Here is a 15,383-nt window from a genome sequence, read left to right on the forward strand (position 1 = left end):
CCCCACCCCCCCGCGCCCCCCCCCCCCCCCCCCGGGGAAGCGAAGAAGGTTTGGATCCGACCCAGCCCTGTTGACCGCGCCCCTAAGCTTGTGGCAGGCGGCGCATGGCTCGCGGGTATAGCACAATGGTAGTGCAGCAGCCTTCCAAGCTGAATACACGGGTTCGATTCCCGTTACCCGCTCCAAGCCTCTCAAGCGCATGACCACCGACACCGCTCCCCCGCTCGCACTGTACGTGCACTGGCCGTTCTGCGTGTCGAAATGCCCCTATTGCGACTTCAACAGCCATGTCCGCGAGAGCGTCGACCAGACGCTGTGGCGCAGCGCGATGCTTGCCGACCTGGCGCATGAGGCCGAGGCGCTGCCGGGACGGCGGCTGGGCTCGATCTTCTTCGGCGGCGGCACCCCGTCGCTGATGCCGCCCGAGACGGTCGCCGCGGTGATCGAGGCGGCGGAACGGCATTGGGGCTTCGAGCCGGGCATCGAGATCACGCTGGAAGCCAATCCGTCTTCGGTGGAAGCCGCGCGCTTCGCCGACATCGCCTCGGCCGGGGTTAACCGGGTGTCGCTGGGGCTGCAGGCGCTCGACGATGCGGACCTGCGCTTCCTCGGGCGGGCGCATGGCGTGGACGAGGGGCTGGCGGCGCTGGAGACCGCGCAGCAGGCGTTCGCGCGCGTGAGCTTCGACCTGATCTATGCCCGGCCCGGCCAGACGCTCGCCGGCTGGGAAGCCGAGCTGCGCCGGGCGCTGGCATATGGCACCGAGCATCTCTCGCTCTACCAGCTGACCATCGAGCCGGGCACGCGCTTCGCCACGCTGTTCGAGAAAGGCGAGCTTGCCGCCTATGATCCGGACGAGGCCGCCGACCTGTTCGACGCGACGCGCGCGATCACCGCCGCCGCCGGGCTGCCGGCCTATGAGATATCCAACCATGCCCGGCCGGGTGCGGAGAGCCGGCACAACCTGACCTATTGGCGCTATGGCGACTATGCCGGCGTCGGCCCCGGCGCGCATGGCCGGCGGAACGGTGTCGCGACGCTGCGGCGCAAGAAGCCCGAGAACTGGCTCGCGGCCATCGAGCGCAACGGGCATGGCATCGAGCGCGAGGACCCGCTTGATCCGCAGGATCGCGGGGTGGAGGCGCTGCTGATGGGGCTGCGGCTGGCCGAAGGCGTGGACCTGTCGCGCATCCCGGACGCGCCGCTGGATGCGAAGGCGCTGGCGGGGATGGAAGCGCAGGGGCTGGTCCGGCGGGAAGGCACGCGGCTGGTAGTGACCGATGCCGGGATGCCGGTGCTCGAGGCGATTCTTCGCGAGCTGGTGGTTACGTAGGAACGCCTGACCCTGCACCCAAGCTGTTCCCCGGCGAAGGCCGGGGTCCAGCATCGGCACGGTTGGTCAGGCGGTCGAACCCCTCGAACGACATTGCAACTGGGCCCCGGCCTGCGCCGGGGAACCCAAGGATATTCCTATCCCGCAAGGGAGGGGATTGGGACGTCTAGTTCCCGAATCCCGTCGGTGCCGGCGAGATCGTCACCGTCGTCCCCGCCTTCACTTCCTGGACCTCGAGCGCGCGCTCGGCGATGCCGTCGCGGCCGAAGCGGAAGGCACCGTCGAGGCCGCCAAAGCCGTCGGGTGCGACCAGGCGGCGTTCGGGGAAGATGTCTCCCGGGCGCCATTCGCGGGCGATGCGCACGGTGAGCAGCACCGCGTCATAGCCGAGCGTCGAGAGCCGGTACGGCGCTGCGCCGAAGCGGGTGCGGTATTTGGTGGCATAGGTGCGGTAGTAATTGTCGGGCACGCTGGCGAACCAGGCGCCGTTGAGCACCGCATTCGTGCCGATCGCCGAATCGGTGTTCCACAGCTCGGTGCCGAGGATGCGCGCGGTCTTGCCGCCCGCCGACTTGCGGATCAGCGGCGCCGCCGTCACCCCGCTCGCGCCCGAGCCGGCGATCAGGATCGCCTGATAGGGCGAGCGCGACAGCTTGGTGATCGCGGTCGTCATCGAGCCGGGGCGACCGTCATAGGTCTCCATCGCCAGCACCTTGCCGCCCTGGTCCTCCACGGCGCGCAGGAAGTTGGTCGCGGCGCGCTCGCCATAGACGCCCGAAGTCATCAGGCCGACGAAATTGGTGATCCCCTGCCCCTTGGCGTAATCGACCACGCGCTCGATCGACTGCGCCGGCGAATAGCCGAGCAGATAGGTGCCGCCGCCGGCGACCGACGTATCGTTCGAGAAGCTGAGCACCGGCACGCGCGCGGCGCGGGCAATCGGAGCGACTTCACGCGCTTCCTCGGCGAGCAGCGGACCGAGGATCAGCTTGTTGCCATCGGCGATCGCCTGGCGCGCGGCATTGGCGGCACCGCCGGCGGTGTCGTAGGTGGTGATGCGCAGCACGTCCGACCTGGTGTCGAGGATGGCGAGCTGCGTCGCATTGGCCAGCGACTTGCCGACGCCGGCGTTGGGGCCGGTCATCGGCACCAGCAGCGCGACGCGGTGGCGCTCGACGTCCTGGGGCAGGCCCGGCGAGATCGGCCGAGTCGAGGGACGCTCGCGCGGCGCCTCGGTCGTGGGCGCGGGGCGGGTTTCGGGGATTACACGAGGTCCGCTGGCGCAGGCCGCGAGGAGCGCAGCGAGCCCCAAAGCGGCCCAGCGGAGGATGCCCCGTTGCGGTGTTAGGGTCGCGTCTGCCATTTACTCTCCCCGATGAACGCTCTTCTTACGCCCGGCCTCTATATCGTCGCCACGCCGATCGGCAATCTCGGCGACCTCTCCCCGCGCGCTTCGGAAATACTCCTGAACGCCGATCTGGTTGCCGTTGAGGACAGCCGTGTGACAGCGGGACTGTTTCGGCACCTTGGCCAGAAGGGGAAAATGCTCCCCTATCATGACCATAATGCCGATGCGGTGCGCCCCGGGCTGGTGGCGCGGATGGCGACCGAGGCGATCGCCCTGGTCTCCGACGCGGGCACGCCGCTGATCTCCGATCCCGGCTTCAAGCTGGTGCGCGACGCGCGCGAGGCGGGCCACACGGTAACGACGATTCCCGGGCCCTGCGCGGCGATCGCGGCGCTGACCCTGGCGGGGCTGCCGACCGATCGCTTCCTGTTCCTGGGGTTCCTGCCCTCGAAGCAGCAGGCGCGCGCCGAATCGATCGCCGAGATCGCGGGGGTGCGTGCCACCCTGGTGCTCTACGAATCGGGGCCGCGGCTCTCCGCCTGCCTGGCCGCGCTGGCCGAGGGCCTGGGCGACCGCGAAGCGGCGGTGGCGCGCGAGATCACCAAGAAGTTCGAGGAATGCGTGACCGGCTCGCTCACCCAGCTGGCCGAGCGCTATGCCGAGGCACCGCCCAAGGGCGAGATCGTGGTGGTGGTCGCCCCGCCGGGCGCCCCAGCCCCGGCTACGGCCGATGACGCTGACGCCGCGCTGGCCGAGGCGCTGACCCGGCTGCCGGCGAGCAAGGCGGCGGGCGAAGTCGCGAAGAAGCTGGGGCTCGATCGCAAGGCGCTCTACGCGCGGGCGATGGAGATGAAGGGATAGCGAATCGACTCCCCGGCGCGGGCCGGGGAAGCGGTCAGGGCGCGCGAGCGCGAAGCCCTCAGGCGAATTCCTGCTCGAGCATGCGCAGTTCGTCCGCGCCGGTAAGCTCGGCAAGGCGCCTGAGATAGGTCTCGGCAAGCTGGCGACGGCGAAGGGCCGCGGCCTCGGTCATCGCCCGCTTGGCGGCGGCGAGTTCCTGAGCGGCGCGACGCCGATAATAGCGTTCGTTCGATTCCATCAGATGCGACCCCCCGGAAGCACCGATAAACCCGGTTCGGTGCGACTCGGTCTGGCTATGGTAACCAAAGTTATCCACAGCTGCGAGTCGTGAGGGGCCGCAGGACAACGGATCGCCGCGCTGCGGAAACGCGTGGCCGCGAAGGCGAGCGCCGGGCGGCCTGGTGGCTATGGCTCAAGGGCTGGAAAATCCTCGATTCGCGGGTCCGCACCCCGGCCGGCGAAGTCGACCTGATTGTGCGGCGCGGCAACCTTGTCGCCTTTGTCGAGGTCAAGACCCGCGCCACCGCCGCCGACCTGGATTTCGCGATCGACGAGCGCCGGCTCGCCAGGGTCGCGGCCGCGGCCGAGTATCTGATGCCCCGCTATGCCGGTCCGGGGGACGACATCCGGGTCGACGTAATCCTCATTGCTCCGCGCACCCTGCCTCGCCATATCGAAAACGCCTGGATGGGGTGACTTATCCAGATAAGTCACCTAAAGCGTTTTCACCAAGGAGGCCCAATGTCGCTCAACGTCGCCGTGCAGATGGACCCGCTCGACGCGATCAACATCGCCGGAGATTCGACGTTCGCGCTGATGCTCTCGGCGCAGGCGCGCGGGCACAAGCTGTTCCACTATGCCGCCGAGGACCTGAACTATTCGGCCGGACGCGTCTGGGCGAAGGCGCATCCGGTGACGGTGCAGCGGGTGGCGGGCAATCATTTCGAGTTCGGCGAGCCGGTGCAGCTCGACCTGGGCGAGGAAGCCGATGTGGTGCTGATGCGCCAGGATCCGCCCTTCGATCTGGGCTATATCACCGCGACGCATCTGCTCGAGCGGATCTCGGACAAGACGCTGGTGGTCAATGACCCGGCCAGTGTGCGCAACGCGCCGGAGAAGATCTTCGTCCTCGACTATCCGCAGTTCATGCCGCCGACGCTGGTGACGCGCAGCCTGGAGGAAGCGCGCGCCTTTCTCGCGGTGCATGGCGAGATCGTCATCAAGCCGCTGCACGGCAATGGCGGCAAGGCGATCTTCAAGGTGGGCAGCGACGGCGCCAACCTCTCCTCGCTGATCGAAGTGTTCAACACCGCCTATCGCGAGCCGCACATGGTGCAGGCGTTCCTTCCCTCGGTGGCGGCGGGCGACAAGCGCATCGTGCTGGTCGATGGCGACGTGGCCGGCGCGATCAACCGCATCCCCGGCGAGGGCGAGATCCGCTCGAACCTGGCGGTGGGCGGAAGTGCCGCGAAGACCGAACTGACGGCGCGCGAGGAAGAGATCTGCGCGGTGCTAGGGCCGGAGCTGAAGAAGCGCGGCCTGTTGTTCGTGGGCATCGACGTGATCGGCGGCGAGTGGCTGACCGAGATCAACGTCACCTCCCCCACCGGCATCGTCGCGATCGACAAGTTCAACGGCAGCGATACCGGCGCGGTGATCTGGCAGGCGATCGAACGCCGCGTGGCGGAGCGCCGCTGACGCGATGATCGACTGGCTCGATTGGGGGTATCTGGGCGTTTTCCTGCTGATGGTGCTGGAAAACGTCATTCCCCCCGTCCCTTCCGAACTGATCATGAGCGTTGCCGGCATCGCCGCCGGCCAGGGCAAGATGGACTTCGCGCTGCTGGTGCTCACCGGCACGGCGGGCTGCGCCATCGGCAACCTGTTCTGGTGGGAGATCGGGCGGCGCTTCGGCTACAAGCGGCTCGAGCCGCTGGTGCGCCGCTGGGGCCGCTGGCTGACGCTGGAATGGGAAGACATCGAGAAGCTGCGCCACTTCTTCGATCGCTGGGGCGGGATCACCGTGCTGGTGTTCCGCTTCATGCCGATCGGGCGCACGGTGATCTCCATCCCGGCCGGGCTGATGCACATGCCGCTCGGCCGCTTCCTGGTCTACACGACGATCGGCAGCGCGATCTGGAACACGATCCTGGTCGGCGTGGGCTATTGGCTGGGCACCAATTTCGAGACGGTCGACCATTGGATCGCCCCGGTCTCGATCGCGGCGATCGCGGCGGTGGCGGTGCTCTATCTGTGGCGGGTGTTCACCTGGAAGCCGCGAGGCTGAGCCGATCGAGCTCCGCGGCGATCAGCGCGGCATAGATTTCCATCTGCGGGACCAGCGCGGCGAGGCCGCTGCGCGAGGCCGGATCGATGGCGCAGAGCGTACCGAAGAAACTGCCGTCGGCGCGCACGATCGGCCAGGAGATATAGCTTTTCAGGCCATAGAGCGCCGGCGTGTGATGCGTGCGCCAGGCGGGGTCGGCATCGACATCGTTGATGAAGACACCCTGGCCGCTGTCGCGGATCTCATCGCAGATCGTCGTCTTGACCACCAGCTCGTCGCCGGGATTGAGGCCGAATTCGATCTTGTCGAGCACCTGGCAGGCAATCCAGCGGTCCGACGTCACCCGCGCCACCGCTGCGAAGCCCATGCCCGTGCACTCGCACAGCTCGGCGAGGATCGCCTCGACTTCGGGGATGCGCTGGATATCGGCGATATCGGCGAGATAGGGATCGGTCATTACGCCATCGTAGCAGGTTACGGCGCGGCTGTACCTGATGGAGATCAGGCGCGGGGGTGCGCGTTTCGGTACACATCCAGCAGGTGCGCGGCATCGACCGCGATGTAGATCTGCGTCGAGCTCAGGCTGGCATGGCCGAGCAGCTCCTGCAGCGCGCGCAGATCGGCGCCGCGGCCGAGCAGGTGCGTCGCGAAGCTGTGGCGCAGCGCATGCGGCGTGGTGCGGTCCGACAGGCCGAGCGCGGTGCGGGCCGCCCGGACCGACTTGCGGATCACCCCCGGCGGCATCGGCCCGCCCTTGGCCCCGCGGAACAGCGGCGCGTCGCGCGATACGCCATAGGGGCATTGCCTCGCATACACCTCGATCGCGTCGCGGACCTGGGGGAGCAGCGGCACGATCCGCGTCTTGTCGCGCTTGCCAGTGACCGCCATCGTCGCGCCGAGCGGGAGGACCGCGCCGGTGAGGCCCACGGCCTCACCGATGCGCAGGCCGGCGCCATAGAGGAGCAGCAGCACCGCCCAGTCGCGCGCGGCGAGCCAGGGTTCGCGCGCTTCCTCGGATACGGTTTCGGCCAGTGCGACCGCTTCGTGCGGGGCGATCGGGCGAGGCACGCCCTTCTTGACGCGCGGCCCCTTGAGGCGCGGCAGATCGGCATCCTCTCCGACAGCGAATTTGAGGAAGCCACGCACGGCGGACAGCTCGCGGGCGGCGGACGCATTGGTGAGCCCGTCCTCGCGGCGATGCGCGAGATAGGCGCGCAGATCGGCGGCGCTCGCCTTGCCGAGCGCTTCGCGGGTGACCGGGCCACCCCAATGCTTCTGGAGAAAGGCGACCAGCCGCTCGGCCGTGGCGCCGTAAGCCCGCACCGTATGCGCCGAGCGCCGCCGGTCGCGGGCGAGATGCTGCGCGTAGAGGAGCGGGAGGGCGGGTTCGGTCACGGGGGGAGCATACATCTCCCTCTCCCCTTGTGGGAGAGGGAGGGAGCCGACGCAGTCGGCGGAAGGGTGAGGGGGAGTGAGACTCAAGCCCCCTCATCCTTCCCACTCGCTGCGCGAGCGGGCCCGTTCCTTCTCCCACAAGGGGAGAAGGAGTTAGAAAGTCAGCCGATCTTCTGGCCGGTCTTGGCCCAGTCGGCCATGAACGACGCGATGCCGGCGTCGGTCAGCGGGTGCTTGACCAGCTGGCGGATCACCGCCGGCGGGGCGGTCATCACGTCGGCACCGATCTTGGCGGCCTCGAGCACATGGATCGGGTTGCGAACCGACGCGACCAGGATCTCGGTGTCGAAGGCGTAATTGTCGTAAATGGTGCGGATGTCGGCGATCAGGTCCATGCCCGGATAGCCGATATCGTCATGCCGGCCGACGAAAGGCGAGATGAAGGTTGCGCCGGCCTTGGCCGCGAGCAGCGCCTGGTTGGCCGAGAAGCAGAGCGTGACGTTGACCATCGTGCCGTCGCTGGTGAGCGCCTTGCACGCCTTGAGGCCGTCGATGGTCAGCGGCACCTTGACCGCGACATTGTCGGCGACCTTACGGACGATCTCCGCCTCGCGCATCATGCCCTCGAAATCCAGCGCGACGACTTCCGCCGAGACCGGCATGCCCGGCACGATCTCGCAGATCTCCTTGACGACTTCGAGGAAGTCGCGGCCGGCCTTGTGGATCAGCGAGGGATTGGTGGTGACGCCGTCGAGCAGGCCCGTATCGGCCAGGTCGCGGATGTCTGCGGTATCGGCAGTGTCGGCGAAGAACTTCATGAGCAATCCTTGTCAGTCGTGCGTGAGCATGAGCTTTGCGCGACCGCCCTTAAGCCGATTCACCGTGACGCGATAGGTGCCCGGACGCATCCGGTAGGTGAGGATCTTGTGGATCGTCGAGCAGCGCGGGCCCCGGCGCTCCGACGTCATGCGCAACGGCCGCCTGCCGGTCGCCGGGAAGGCATCGATCCAGCCTTCGCGATCGATCGCGATACCGACCAGCCCCGCCTTGCGGATGGTGATTCGCGTCTCCAGCGTGCCGCTCCGCACGGGAAGCGTCACCGCATGCCGCGTGTCGAGCCCCTTGCCGTCGCGGGTCCAGCCTGCGAGCGGACGCGGAAGCCGGGTATCGAGCGCAGTACAGCGGCCCTGGATCGCCGCGGCCAGGGCGAGTGCCGTGAGAATCATTGTCATCCCCCTTGCTGATCGGCGGGATGTTCCATGAATGTTCCACCGCCAGCAACAAAAGCTTGCACCGAAATGAAGACGATGCGTTTAGGCGCGATGCGCTTGCTTCTTGCCTTACTCCCGTTGTTCGCCGCCACGCCCGTGCTCGCGCAGCGGACCGACGACCAGCTGTGGCTGCAGGCAAGCGGGATCGTGCGGGTGGGCGAGCATGAGGAAGCGACGGTCGAGAGCATCGTCCGCTTCGGCGATCGCGCCAAAGGGCTGGCACACACCGAGATCGGCGGCCTGTTCGCCTGGAAGATCGGCAAGGTCGAGCTCGGAATCGGCTATCGCCATGTCGAGGATTTCAACGACGGCCGGGTGCTGCCGAACGAGGAACGCACCCGCCAGCACATCATCATCCCGCTCGGCGCCGGCTTCGCCACCCGCATCCGCGTGGAACAGCGTTTCAACAGTTCCGGACCCGGCATCGGCCACCGCGTGCGCGGGCAATTGCGCTTCAACACACCGCTGACCCGCGGCGGGCTGGGCCTGTTCGCGACGCAGGAGACCTATCTCAACTTCAACGACACGCGCTGGGGCCAGCGCCGCGGGATCGAGCGCGTGCGCCACACCATCGGCATCGGCGTGCCGATCGGTCGCCAGCTGCGGCTGGAGACGGGCTATCTCAACCAGTATCGCTTCGGCCGCAACGGCGCGCGCGACCAGATGGACCACGCCATCACCTTCGGGATGACGCTGCGGCCCTAGTCGCCCTGCCCCCAAATTGTTCCCCGGCGAAAGCCGGAACCCAGGGTAACAGGGCGGGACGGCAAGACTTCTACTCGCCCGCGACCAGCATCGCCTTCACCTTGGCGCCCGGCAGGCCGGAGACGTAGAGCCGGTAGAGGCCCGGCTTGAGATCGAATCGGACGATCTTGCGGATCGTCGAGCATTCGGGGCCATGGCCATGCTTCACCGAAGTGAGCGCCGCGCCGCCCTCGGTGCCCGGCAGCACGTCGATCCAGCCACCCTGGTCGAGCGCGACGCCATAGACGCCGGCGGTCTCGACCTTGAACCCGATCATCGCCGCCTTGCCCGGCTTGGTGCCGGCCGGCAGCCCCTTGAGCGCCGCCGCGTCGATCGTATCGAGCTCGACGGCCTTGCCGGGGACGAATTCGTCGCCCGGTTTCACCCAGCCGAGCAGCGCGGTGGGCAGGCTGGCATCGGTCGCCTTGCACGCCGTGGTCTGGGCGGCAGGCGCGGGCGCGGTCTGGAGCAGCAGCAGGACAGCGGCGAGCAACATCGGAAATCCTTCCAACCAAATTTGTCCGTCATTCCCGCGAAGGCGGGAATCCAGGATCACGAACCCTGTCGCCCCTGGCTCTGGATCCCCGCCTGCGTGGGATGACGAAAAGAGGAACGAGCAAGAACGCGATACGGGGATTCCGTTTCGCGCGCAAAACCCCATATGAGGGACCGCATGTCGCGCGCCCGCGTTCTCGTCCTCCATCCCGCGCTTGGCCCCCTCGACTATCGCGTGCCTGCCGGCATGCAGGTCGCGCCGGGGTCGATCGTCGTCGTGCCGATCGGACCCCGCCAATATGCCGGCGTGGTCTGGGAAGCCGAGCGGCTGCCGACCGAGGAGATCGGCGACAACCGGCTGCGCAACATCATGGCCGTGGCCGACGCGCCGCCGATCCCCGCGCCGGTGCGCCGGCTCGTCGAGTGGACCGCGGACTATTATCTGAGCCCGCCCTCGGCCGTGCTGGCGATGGCGCTGCGCACCTCCGCAGCCTTCGAAAGCGCGCCGACGATCACCGAATATCGCGCGACGGGCGAGATCCCGGACCGGCTGACCCCGCAGAGGGCGCAGGCGCTGGAGCGGATCGGCGAGCGCCAGGGGCTGGTCAAGGAATTGGCGCTGGTCGCCGATGTGTCCGACGCGGTAATCCGGGGCCTTGTGAAGGTCGGAGCGATCGAGTCAGTCGTCGTGGACACCGACACGCCCTATCCGATGCCGGACCCGAGCTTCGCGCCGCCCGAGCTCAACCCGCTCCAGGCCGATGCCGCATCGATCCTGCGCCAGGCGGTGGGTGCGGAGAGCTTCCAGCCGTTCCTGCTCGACGGGGTGACCGGATCGGGCAAGACCGAAGTCTATTTCGAAGCGGTCGCCGCCGCGATCGCTTCGGGCAAGCAGACGCTGGTGCTGCTGCCCGAAATCGCGCTGACCGAGCCGTTCCTTACCCGCTTCGAGAAGCGCTTCGGCTGCGATCCGGTCGCCTGGCATTCGGGCCTGCGCACCTCGCAGCGCCGCCGCGCCTGGCGAGCGATCGCGAGCGGCGAGGCGATGGTGACGGTGGGCGCGCGCTCGGCGCTGTTCCTGCCCTATCCGAACCTGGGCCTGATCGTGGTCGACGAAGCGCACGAGACCAGCTTCAAGCAGGAGGACGGGGTCCATTACCACGCGCGCGACGTGGCGGTAATGCGCGGCCGGTTCGAGGAATGCCCGGTGATCCTCGCCTCCGCCACCCCGGCGATCGAGACGCGGCACCAGGTCGAGCTCGGCCGCTATGAGGAATTGAAGCTGCCCGGCCGCTACGGGCTGGCGGAGATGCCCGAGATCGTCCCCATCGACCTGATCCAGGAACCGCCCGAACGCGGCCGCTGGATCGCACCGCCGCTGGTCAAGGCGATCGACGAGACGCTGGCCAAAGGCGAGCAGTCGCTGCTGTTCCTCAACCGGCGCGGCTATGCGCCGCTGACCTTGTGCCGGCATTGCGGCCACCGCTTCCAATGCCCGAACTGCACGGCGTGGATGGTCGAGCACCGGCTGCTGCGGCGCCTGTCCTGCCATCACTGCGGCCACACCATCCCCGCACCCGAGATCTGCCCGGAGTGCAAGAGCGAGGACACGCTCGTCGCCTGCGGCCCAGGTGTCGAGCGGATCGCCGACGAAGTGGCGGCGCTGTGGCCGGAGGCGCGCACCGCGATCGTCACCTCGGACACGCTGTGGTCGCCGGCCAAGGCCGCCGAGTTCGTTGCCCGTATGGAGCATGGCGCGATCGACATCGTCGTCGGCACCCAGCTGGTCACCAAGGGCTATCACTTCCCCAACCTCACCCTGGTCGGCGTGATCGACGCCGATCTGGGCCTCGACGGCGGTGACCTGCGCGCCTCCGAACGCACCTTCCAGCAGATCATGCAGGTGGCCGGCCGCGCCGGGCGCGGCGAGAAGCCGGGCACCGTCTATATCCAGACCCACGCACCCGACGCGCCGGTGATGCAGGCTTTGGTATCGGGGGATGCCGAGAGCTTCTATGCGGCGGAGACCGAAGCGCGGCGAGACGCCGATGCCCCGCCCTTCGGCCGCTACGCCGCGATCATCGTCAGCTCCGAGGATCGCGCGGCCGCCGAGGAGACCGCCCGGATGATCGGCCGTACGGCGCCCGAGATCGGCGAGGACATGCACGTCTATGGCCCCGCTCCCGCCCCGCTGGCGATGCTGCGCGGGCGCCACCGCTACCGGCTGCTGGTCCATGCCCGGCGCAGCTTCGACGTGCAGCAGGTGCTGCGCGACTGGCTGGGCAGCCTGGCCTGGAGCCAGAAGGTGCGCGTGGCGGTGGATGTGGATCCCTATAGTTTCGTCTGAATCGGTCGGTTTTCCGCTATCGGGCGCCTGCCCCGCCGGTTAGCATCGCGATGGAATCGGGGGGATTTCCATCATGTTGCGTGTACTTCTCGCGCTAGTGCTGCTTGCCATGCCCGCGGTCGCGCGAGCCGACTGGTATGAGGCGAGCACACCGCATTTCGTCGTTTATGCCGAGGGCAATCCCGACAGGCTGGAGGCCTTCGCCACGCGACTGGAACGGCTGGATCGCGCGATCCGGCTGATGGTGGGCCAGAAGGATACGGAGATCGCCCGGGCCAGCCGCGTCACCGTGTTCATGGTCGATGACGTGGCGACGGTGGAGAAACTCTCCCGGTCCGGGCTCGCCGGCTTCTTCAGCGCCCGGGCCAGCGGATCCTTCGCGGTCGTCACCCAGGAACGCGCCGGAAGCGGCGACCTGGCGCTCAAGCCGATGCAGGTGCTGCTCCATGAATATGGGCACCATCTGATGTGGAGCCTCGATCCGGACACGGCCTATCTAGGGTGGCTGATCGAGGGCTTTGCCGAGTTCAACGCCACTGCCCGTTTCGGCAAGGACGGATCGGTGACGCTCGGCGAGCCTCCGCTCTATCGCGGCATCGCGATCCTGGGCGAGACCATGCCGATCGAGAAGCTGCTCACCGCCGACGCCAGGTCGCTGAGCGAGGAGGAGATGAGCGCTTTCTACGGGCGCGCCTGGCTGCTCACCCATTATCTGCGGATCGGCGCGCAGCAGCGCAGCACCCAGCTCGGCGCCTATATCGCCGCACTCAAGAGCGGCAAGCCGTCGCTCGAGGCGGCCAGGGCTGCGTTCGGCGACCTGAAGCGGCTCGATGGTGAGCTGGACGTCTACAAGAAACGGCACCTGCCGATCTCGACCATCCCGGGTGATCGGCTGGCGATCGGTCCGGTGGCTGTGCGCAAGCTTCCCGCCGGCGCCTCCGCGATCATGGACGTGCGGATCCGTTCCCGGGTGGCCGTGACTGCCGCGAACGCTGCCGACATCTATGCCGATGCCCGGCGCGCCGCCGCGCCCTGGCCCAACGATGCCGATGCGCAGCTGGTGCTGGCCGGCGCCGCGCTCGACGCAAGCGACTATGCCGGCGCCGTGGCCGCGGCGGACAGGGCGCTGGCGGCCGACCCGAAGCTGCTGCGCGCGCTGACTTTCAAGGCGACCGCGCGAATGGTCGCTGCCCGCAAGGCCAGCGACGCCCGCCCGGAAACCTGGAACGGCGTGCGCAGCCTTCTGTCCTCCGCCAATCGCCTCGATCCGCGCGATCCGCTCCCGCTCTGGCTCTATTACCGCAGCTTCGCCGAACAGGGCGCCGCGCCGCCGGAGATCGCGAAGGACGGACTCGCGACGGCCTTCCAGCTCGCACCCTATGACAAGGGCCTGCGCTTCGACACCGCTGCGATGTACCTTCAGGAGCGCAATGGCAAAGCGGCGCGGACCTTGCTCGCCCCCCTCGCCTATGACCCGCATGGCCGCGCTACGGCGAAGATCGCCACTGCCCTGATCGCGAAGATCGATGCGGGCGACATCGAGGGTGCAATCGAGACGCTGGAGAAACCGGCGGACGAAAAGAGCGGGAAATGACGGCCGGCAATTGGGCGAACGCCGCCTGAGGAAGACCGGCACGAACGACGGATCGTGCCGCCTTGCCGAGCCGCCAAGTCATTCCTAAGCTTCCGAGTTGTTGGGGGACAAGATCATGTTCAAACGCCTGTTCATCACTGCCACGCTTCTGCTGGCACCATCGCTCGCGCATGCCGATTGGTATGAGGCGAGCTCGAAGCATTTCGTCGTCTATTCGGAAGAAAACCCGGAGAAGCTCAAAGCCTATACCGAGAAGCTGGAGCGATTCGACCAGACGCTTCGCTTTCTGACCGGCACGCCGGACAAGCCGCTGAGCCCGATGATGCGGGTGCACGTGTTCGTCGTCGCCAATGTCGGCGAGATCCAGCGCCTGTACGGCGGCAGCGGTCCGGCCGGCTTCTTCGATGCGCGTGCCACCGGGCCGGTGGCATTCGTGCCGAGGGACGATGGCGGCAATTCGCTGAACGCGCAGACGATCCTGCAGCACGAATATGGCCACAGCTTCATGTTCTCGAGCTGGCCGAGCGTGGTCTTCCCGAAATGGTTCGTCGAGGGCTTCGCCGAGTTCGTCGGCACCGCCTTCTACCGCGGGGGTGACGATACGCTGGTGATCGGCAAGGCGCCCGAATATCGCGCCTATGGCATCAGCCGCACTGCGCAGATGCCGGCCGAGCGGCTGCTCCAGCTCGATCCCAAGGACAAGGAGATGGACACCCAGACGCTCTATGGGCGCGGCTGGCTGCTCACCCATTATTCCGTCCTCGGCGGCCATGCCAAGGAACTGGGCGCCTATATCCAGGCGCTCAACGAGGGCAAGTCGGTGGAGGAGGCGAACAAGGCGTTCGGCAGCCTGGGCCAGCTCGACGCCAAGCTCAACGCCTATGGCGCACGCGGCGCGCTGCCGACCATCGCGGTGCCGGCCGGCAAGGTCCAGGTGGGCGAAGTCACGATGCGCAGGCTGAGCGCGGGCGAGGCCGCGACGATGAAGGCGCGGATCTATTCCACCCGCGGCGTCAACGAGGAGCGCGCCAAGATGGTGGTCGAATGGGCACGCCAGGCGGCGGCCCCCTATGCCAACGACCCGGGCGCGCAGAACGAACTGGCCGAAGCCGAGTTCGACGCGAAGAATTATGTCGCGGCGGAAGCAGCAGCGGATCGCGCGCTCGCGGCCGATCCGAACTCGATCCACGCGCTGCTCTACAAGGGCATGGCCCAGCAGGCGATCGCCAAGGACGCCAAGGTGACCGATGCGGCCCGCTGGAAGGCGATCCGCAGCTGGTTCATCAAGGCCAACAAGCTCGACCCCACCTATCCGCAGCCGCTGGTGCTCTTCTACCAGAGCTACGAGGCGGCAGGGCAGCCGGTGCCCAAGATGGCGCAGGACGGGCTGGTCGGCGCCTATACCTATGCGCCGTTCGACGACGGGCTGCGCTTCGAGGTGGGCAAGGTGCTGCTCGAGCAGGGCAACATCCCCGGCGCCAAGATCGCGTTCGAGAAGATCGCCTATGGCCCGCACCAGAGCGGCGAGAATGTCTCCCTGAAGGTGCTGGAAGCGCTCGACAAGGACGGCAAGGAGGCCGCGCTCAAGGTGATCGCGGATGCCGAGGCCAAGGCCAAGAAGGCCGAGGAAGACGCCAAGAACAAGAAGAAGGCGGGATGATACCCGCGGTGGGGGGGGGGGGGGGGGGGGGGCCCCCCCCCCCCCCCC

Annotated in this window: 16 protein-coding genes and 1 tRNA gene; 10 read left to right on the forward strand and 7 right to left on the reverse strand. The window is 67.8% G+C overall.

Going from position 1 to position 15,383, the window contains the following annotated elements; all coding sequences use genetic code 11:
- Positions 1 to 111: 111 nt before the first annotated feature.
- Together AAHM44_RS22925 and hemW are read left to right on the forward strand one after the other, a co-directional pair.
- A tRNA-Gly gene (locus AAHM44_RS22925) sits at positions 112 to 185 on the forward strand.
- 14 nt (positions 186 to 199) lie between these two features.
- Positions 200 to 1,333 (forward strand): radical SAM family heme chaperone HemW, encoded by a 1,134-nt coding sequence (hemW, locus tag AAHM44_RS22930; RefSeq protein ID WP_342251447.1) that lies wholly within the window; start codon positions 200 to 202, stop codon positions 1,331 to 1,333.
- Between the two features lie 166 nt (positions 1,334 to 1,499).
- Here the strand turns inward: hemW and AAHM44_RS22935 are convergent, their stop codons facing one another.
- On the reverse strand, positions 1,500 to 2,696 hold the full coding sequence (locus AAHM44_RS22935; protein WP_269572874.1) for a penicillin-binding protein activator: 1,197 nt from the start codon (positions 2,694 to 2,696) through the stop codon (positions 1,500 to 1,502).
- Positions 2,697 to 2,708: 12 nt separating this feature from the next.
- Between AAHM44_RS22935 and rsmI the strand changes: the two genes are divergently transcribed.
- A complete protein-coding gene (gene rsmI, locus AAHM44_RS22940; protein WP_269572875.1) occupies positions 2,709 to 3,542 on the forward strand; it encodes a 16S rRNA (cytidine(1402)-2'-O)-methyltransferase in 834 nt (277 codons plus the stop codon).
- A 58-nt stretch (positions 3,543 to 3,600) separates the two neighbouring features.
- Here the strand turns inward: rsmI and AAHM44_RS22945 are convergent, their stop codons facing one another.
- Positions 3,601 to 3,780, reverse strand: coding sequence for a hypothetical protein (locus tag AAHM44_RS22945; RefSeq protein WP_184164748.1), 180 nt, complete (start codon positions 3,778 to 3,780; stop codon positions 3,601 to 3,603).
- Positions 3,781 to 3,869: 89 nt separating this feature from the next.
- Between AAHM44_RS22945 and AAHM44_RS22950 the strand changes: the two genes are divergently transcribed.
- From AAHM44_RS22950 to AAHM44_RS22960, 3 genes are read left to right on the forward strand one after another with little or no spacing between them, the layout of a single operon-like run.
- Positions 3,870 to 4,238, forward strand: a complete 369-nt coding sequence (locus AAHM44_RS22950; RefSeq protein ID WP_342251448.1) for a YraN family protein — start codon at positions 3,870 to 3,872, stop codon at positions 4,236 to 4,238.
- Between the two features lie 45 nt (positions 4,239 to 4,283).
- Positions 4,284 to 5,240 (forward strand): glutathione synthase, encoded by a 957-nt coding sequence (gene gshB, locus AAHM44_RS22955; protein ID WP_269572877.1) that lies wholly within the window; start codon positions 4,284 to 4,286, stop codon positions 5,238 to 5,240.
- Positions 5,241 to 5,244: 4 nt separating this feature from the next.
- Positions 5,245 to 5,829 carry a DedA family protein gene (locus tag AAHM44_RS22960; protein WP_269572878.1) on the forward strand — a complete coding sequence of 195 codons (585 nt, stop codon included), beginning with the start codon at positions 5,245 to 5,247 and terminating at the stop codon, positions 5,827 to 5,829.
- Here AAHM44_RS22960 and AAHM44_RS22965 read toward each other — a convergent pair.
- The 4 genes from AAHM44_RS22965 to AAHM44_RS22980 form a co-directional block, all read right to left on the reverse strand.
- Positions 5,807 to 6,286, reverse strand: coding sequence for a GAF domain-containing protein (locus AAHM44_RS22965; protein WP_269572879.1), 480 nt, complete (start codon positions 6,284 to 6,286; stop codon positions 5,807 to 5,809). The genes AAHM44_RS22960 and AAHM44_RS22965 overlap by 23 nt on opposite strands.
- Before the next feature lie 44 nt (positions 6,287 to 6,330).
- Positions 6,331 to 7,239: a tyrosine recombinase XerC gene (locus AAHM44_RS22970; protein WP_342251449.1), complete on the reverse strand. Its 909-nt coding sequence runs from the start codon at positions 7,237 to 7,239 to the stop codon at positions 6,331 to 6,333.
- Between the two features lie 146 nt (positions 7,240 to 7,385).
- Positions 7,386 to 8,042: a fructose-6-phosphate aldolase gene (gene fsa, locus AAHM44_RS22975; RefSeq protein WP_116840059.1), complete on the reverse strand. Its 657-nt coding sequence runs from the start codon at positions 8,040 to 8,042 to the stop codon at positions 7,386 to 7,388.
- 12 nt (positions 8,043 to 8,054) lie between these two features.
- Positions 8,055 to 8,450 carry a hypothetical protein gene (locus AAHM44_RS22980; protein ID WP_269572881.1) on the reverse strand — a complete coding sequence of 132 codons (396 nt, stop codon included), beginning with the start codon at positions 8,448 to 8,450 and terminating at the stop codon, positions 8,055 to 8,057.
- Between the two features lie 96 nt (positions 8,451 to 8,546).
- On the opposite strand from AAHM44_RS22980, the gene AAHM44_RS22985 reads away from it, so the two are divergent.
- Positions 8,547 to 9,200, forward strand: coding sequence for a DUF2490 domain-containing protein (locus tag AAHM44_RS22985; RefSeq protein WP_342251450.1), 654 nt, complete (start codon positions 8,547 to 8,549; stop codon positions 9,198 to 9,200).
- 70 nt (positions 9,201 to 9,270) lie between these two features.
- Here the strand turns inward: AAHM44_RS22985 and AAHM44_RS22990 are convergent, their stop codons facing one another.
- A complete protein-coding gene (locus AAHM44_RS22990) occupies positions 9,271 to 9,735 on the reverse strand; it encodes a hypothetical protein (protein ID WP_342251451.1) in 465 nt (154 codons plus the stop codon).
- A gap of 165 nt (positions 9,736 to 9,900) precedes the next feature.
- On the opposite strand from AAHM44_RS22990, the gene AAHM44_RS22995 reads away from it, so the two are divergent.
- The 3 genes from AAHM44_RS22995 to AAHM44_RS23005 all read left to right on the forward strand — a co-directional run bounded on the left by AAHM44_RS22995 (position 9,901) and on the right by AAHM44_RS23005 (position 15,335).
- Complete coding sequence (locus tag AAHM44_RS22995) at positions 9,901 to 12,081, forward strand: primosomal protein N' (protein WP_342251452.1); 2,181 nt, start codon at positions 9,901 to 9,903, stop codon at positions 12,079 to 12,081.
- Positions 12,082 to 12,154: 73 nt separating this feature from the next.
- Positions 12,155 to 13,675: a hypothetical protein gene (locus tag AAHM44_RS23000; RefSeq protein WP_342251453.1), complete on the forward strand. Its 1,521-nt coding sequence runs from the start codon at positions 12,155 to 12,157 to the stop codon at positions 13,673 to 13,675.
- A gap of 115 nt (positions 13,676 to 13,790) precedes the next feature.
- On the forward strand, positions 13,791 to 15,335 hold the full coding sequence (locus AAHM44_RS23005; protein WP_342251454.1) for a hypothetical protein: 1,545 nt from the start codon (positions 13,791 to 13,793) through the stop codon (positions 15,333 to 15,335).
- The last annotated feature ends 48 nt before the right edge of the window (positions 15,336 to 15,383 follow it).

The sequence above is a fragment of the Sphingomonas sp. OTU376 genome (assembly GCF_038440415.1).
Lineage (GTDB): Bacteria > Pseudomonadota > Alphaproteobacteria > Sphingomonadales > Sphingomonadaceae > Sphingomonas > Sphingomonas kyeonggiensis_A.

Coding starts and splice junctions, on each gene's coding strand:
- gshB (WP_269572877.1), top strand. CDS start 4,284: ATGTCGCTCAACGTCGCCGTGCAGATGGACCCGCTCGACGCGATCAAC.
- AAHM44_RS22935 (WP_269572874.1), bottom strand. CDS start 2,696: ATGGCAGACGCGACCCTAACACCGCAACGGGGCATCCTCCGCTGGGCC.
- fsa (WP_116840059.1), bottom strand. CDS start 8,042: ATGAAGTTCTTCGCCGACACTGCCGATACCGCAGACATCCGCGACCTG.
- AAHM44_RS23000 (WP_342251453.1), top strand. CDS start 12,155: ATGTTGCGTGTACTTCTCGCGCTAGTGCTGCTTGCCATGCCCGCGGTC.
- AAHM44_RS22945 (WP_184164748.1), bottom strand. CDS start 3,780: ATGGAATCGAACGAACGCTATTATCGGCGTCGCGCCGCTCAGGAACTC.
- AAHM44_RS22960 (WP_269572878.1), top strand. CDS start 5,245: ATGATCGACTGGCTCGATTGGGGGTATCTGGGCGTTTTCCTGCTGATG.
- AAHM44_RS23005 (WP_342251454.1), top strand. CDS start 13,791: ATGTTCAAACGCCTGTTCATCACTGCCACGCTTCTGCTGGCACCATCG.
- AAHM44_RS22985 (WP_342251450.1), top strand. CDS start 8,547: ATGCGCTTGCTTCTTGCCTTACTCCCGTTGTTCGCCGCCACGCCCGTG.
- AAHM44_RS22980 (WP_269572881.1), bottom strand. CDS start 8,450: ATGATTCTCACGGCACTCGCCCTGGCCGCGGCGATCCAGGGCCGCTGT.
- AAHM44_RS22995 (WP_342251452.1), top strand. CDS start 9,901: ATGAGGGACCGCATGTCGCGCGCCCGCGTTCTCGTCCTCCATCCCGCG.
- AAHM44_RS22970 (WP_342251449.1), bottom strand. CDS start 7,239: ATGTATGCTCCCCCCGTGACCGAACCCGCCCTCCCGCTCCTCTACGCG.
- hemW (WP_342251447.1), top strand. CDS start 200: ATGACCACCGACACCGCTCCCCCGCTCGCACTGTACGTGCACTGGCCG.
- rsmI (WP_269572875.1), top strand. CDS start 2,709: ATGAACGCTCTTCTTACGCCCGGCCTCTATATCGTCGCCACGCCGATC.
- AAHM44_RS22965 (WP_269572879.1), bottom strand. CDS start 6,286: ATGACCGATCCCTATCTCGCCGATATCGCCGATATCCAGCGCATCCCC.
- AAHM44_RS22990 (WP_342251451.1), bottom strand. CDS start 9,735: ATGTTGCTCGCCGCTGTCCTGCTGCTGCTCCAGACCGCGCCCGCGCCT.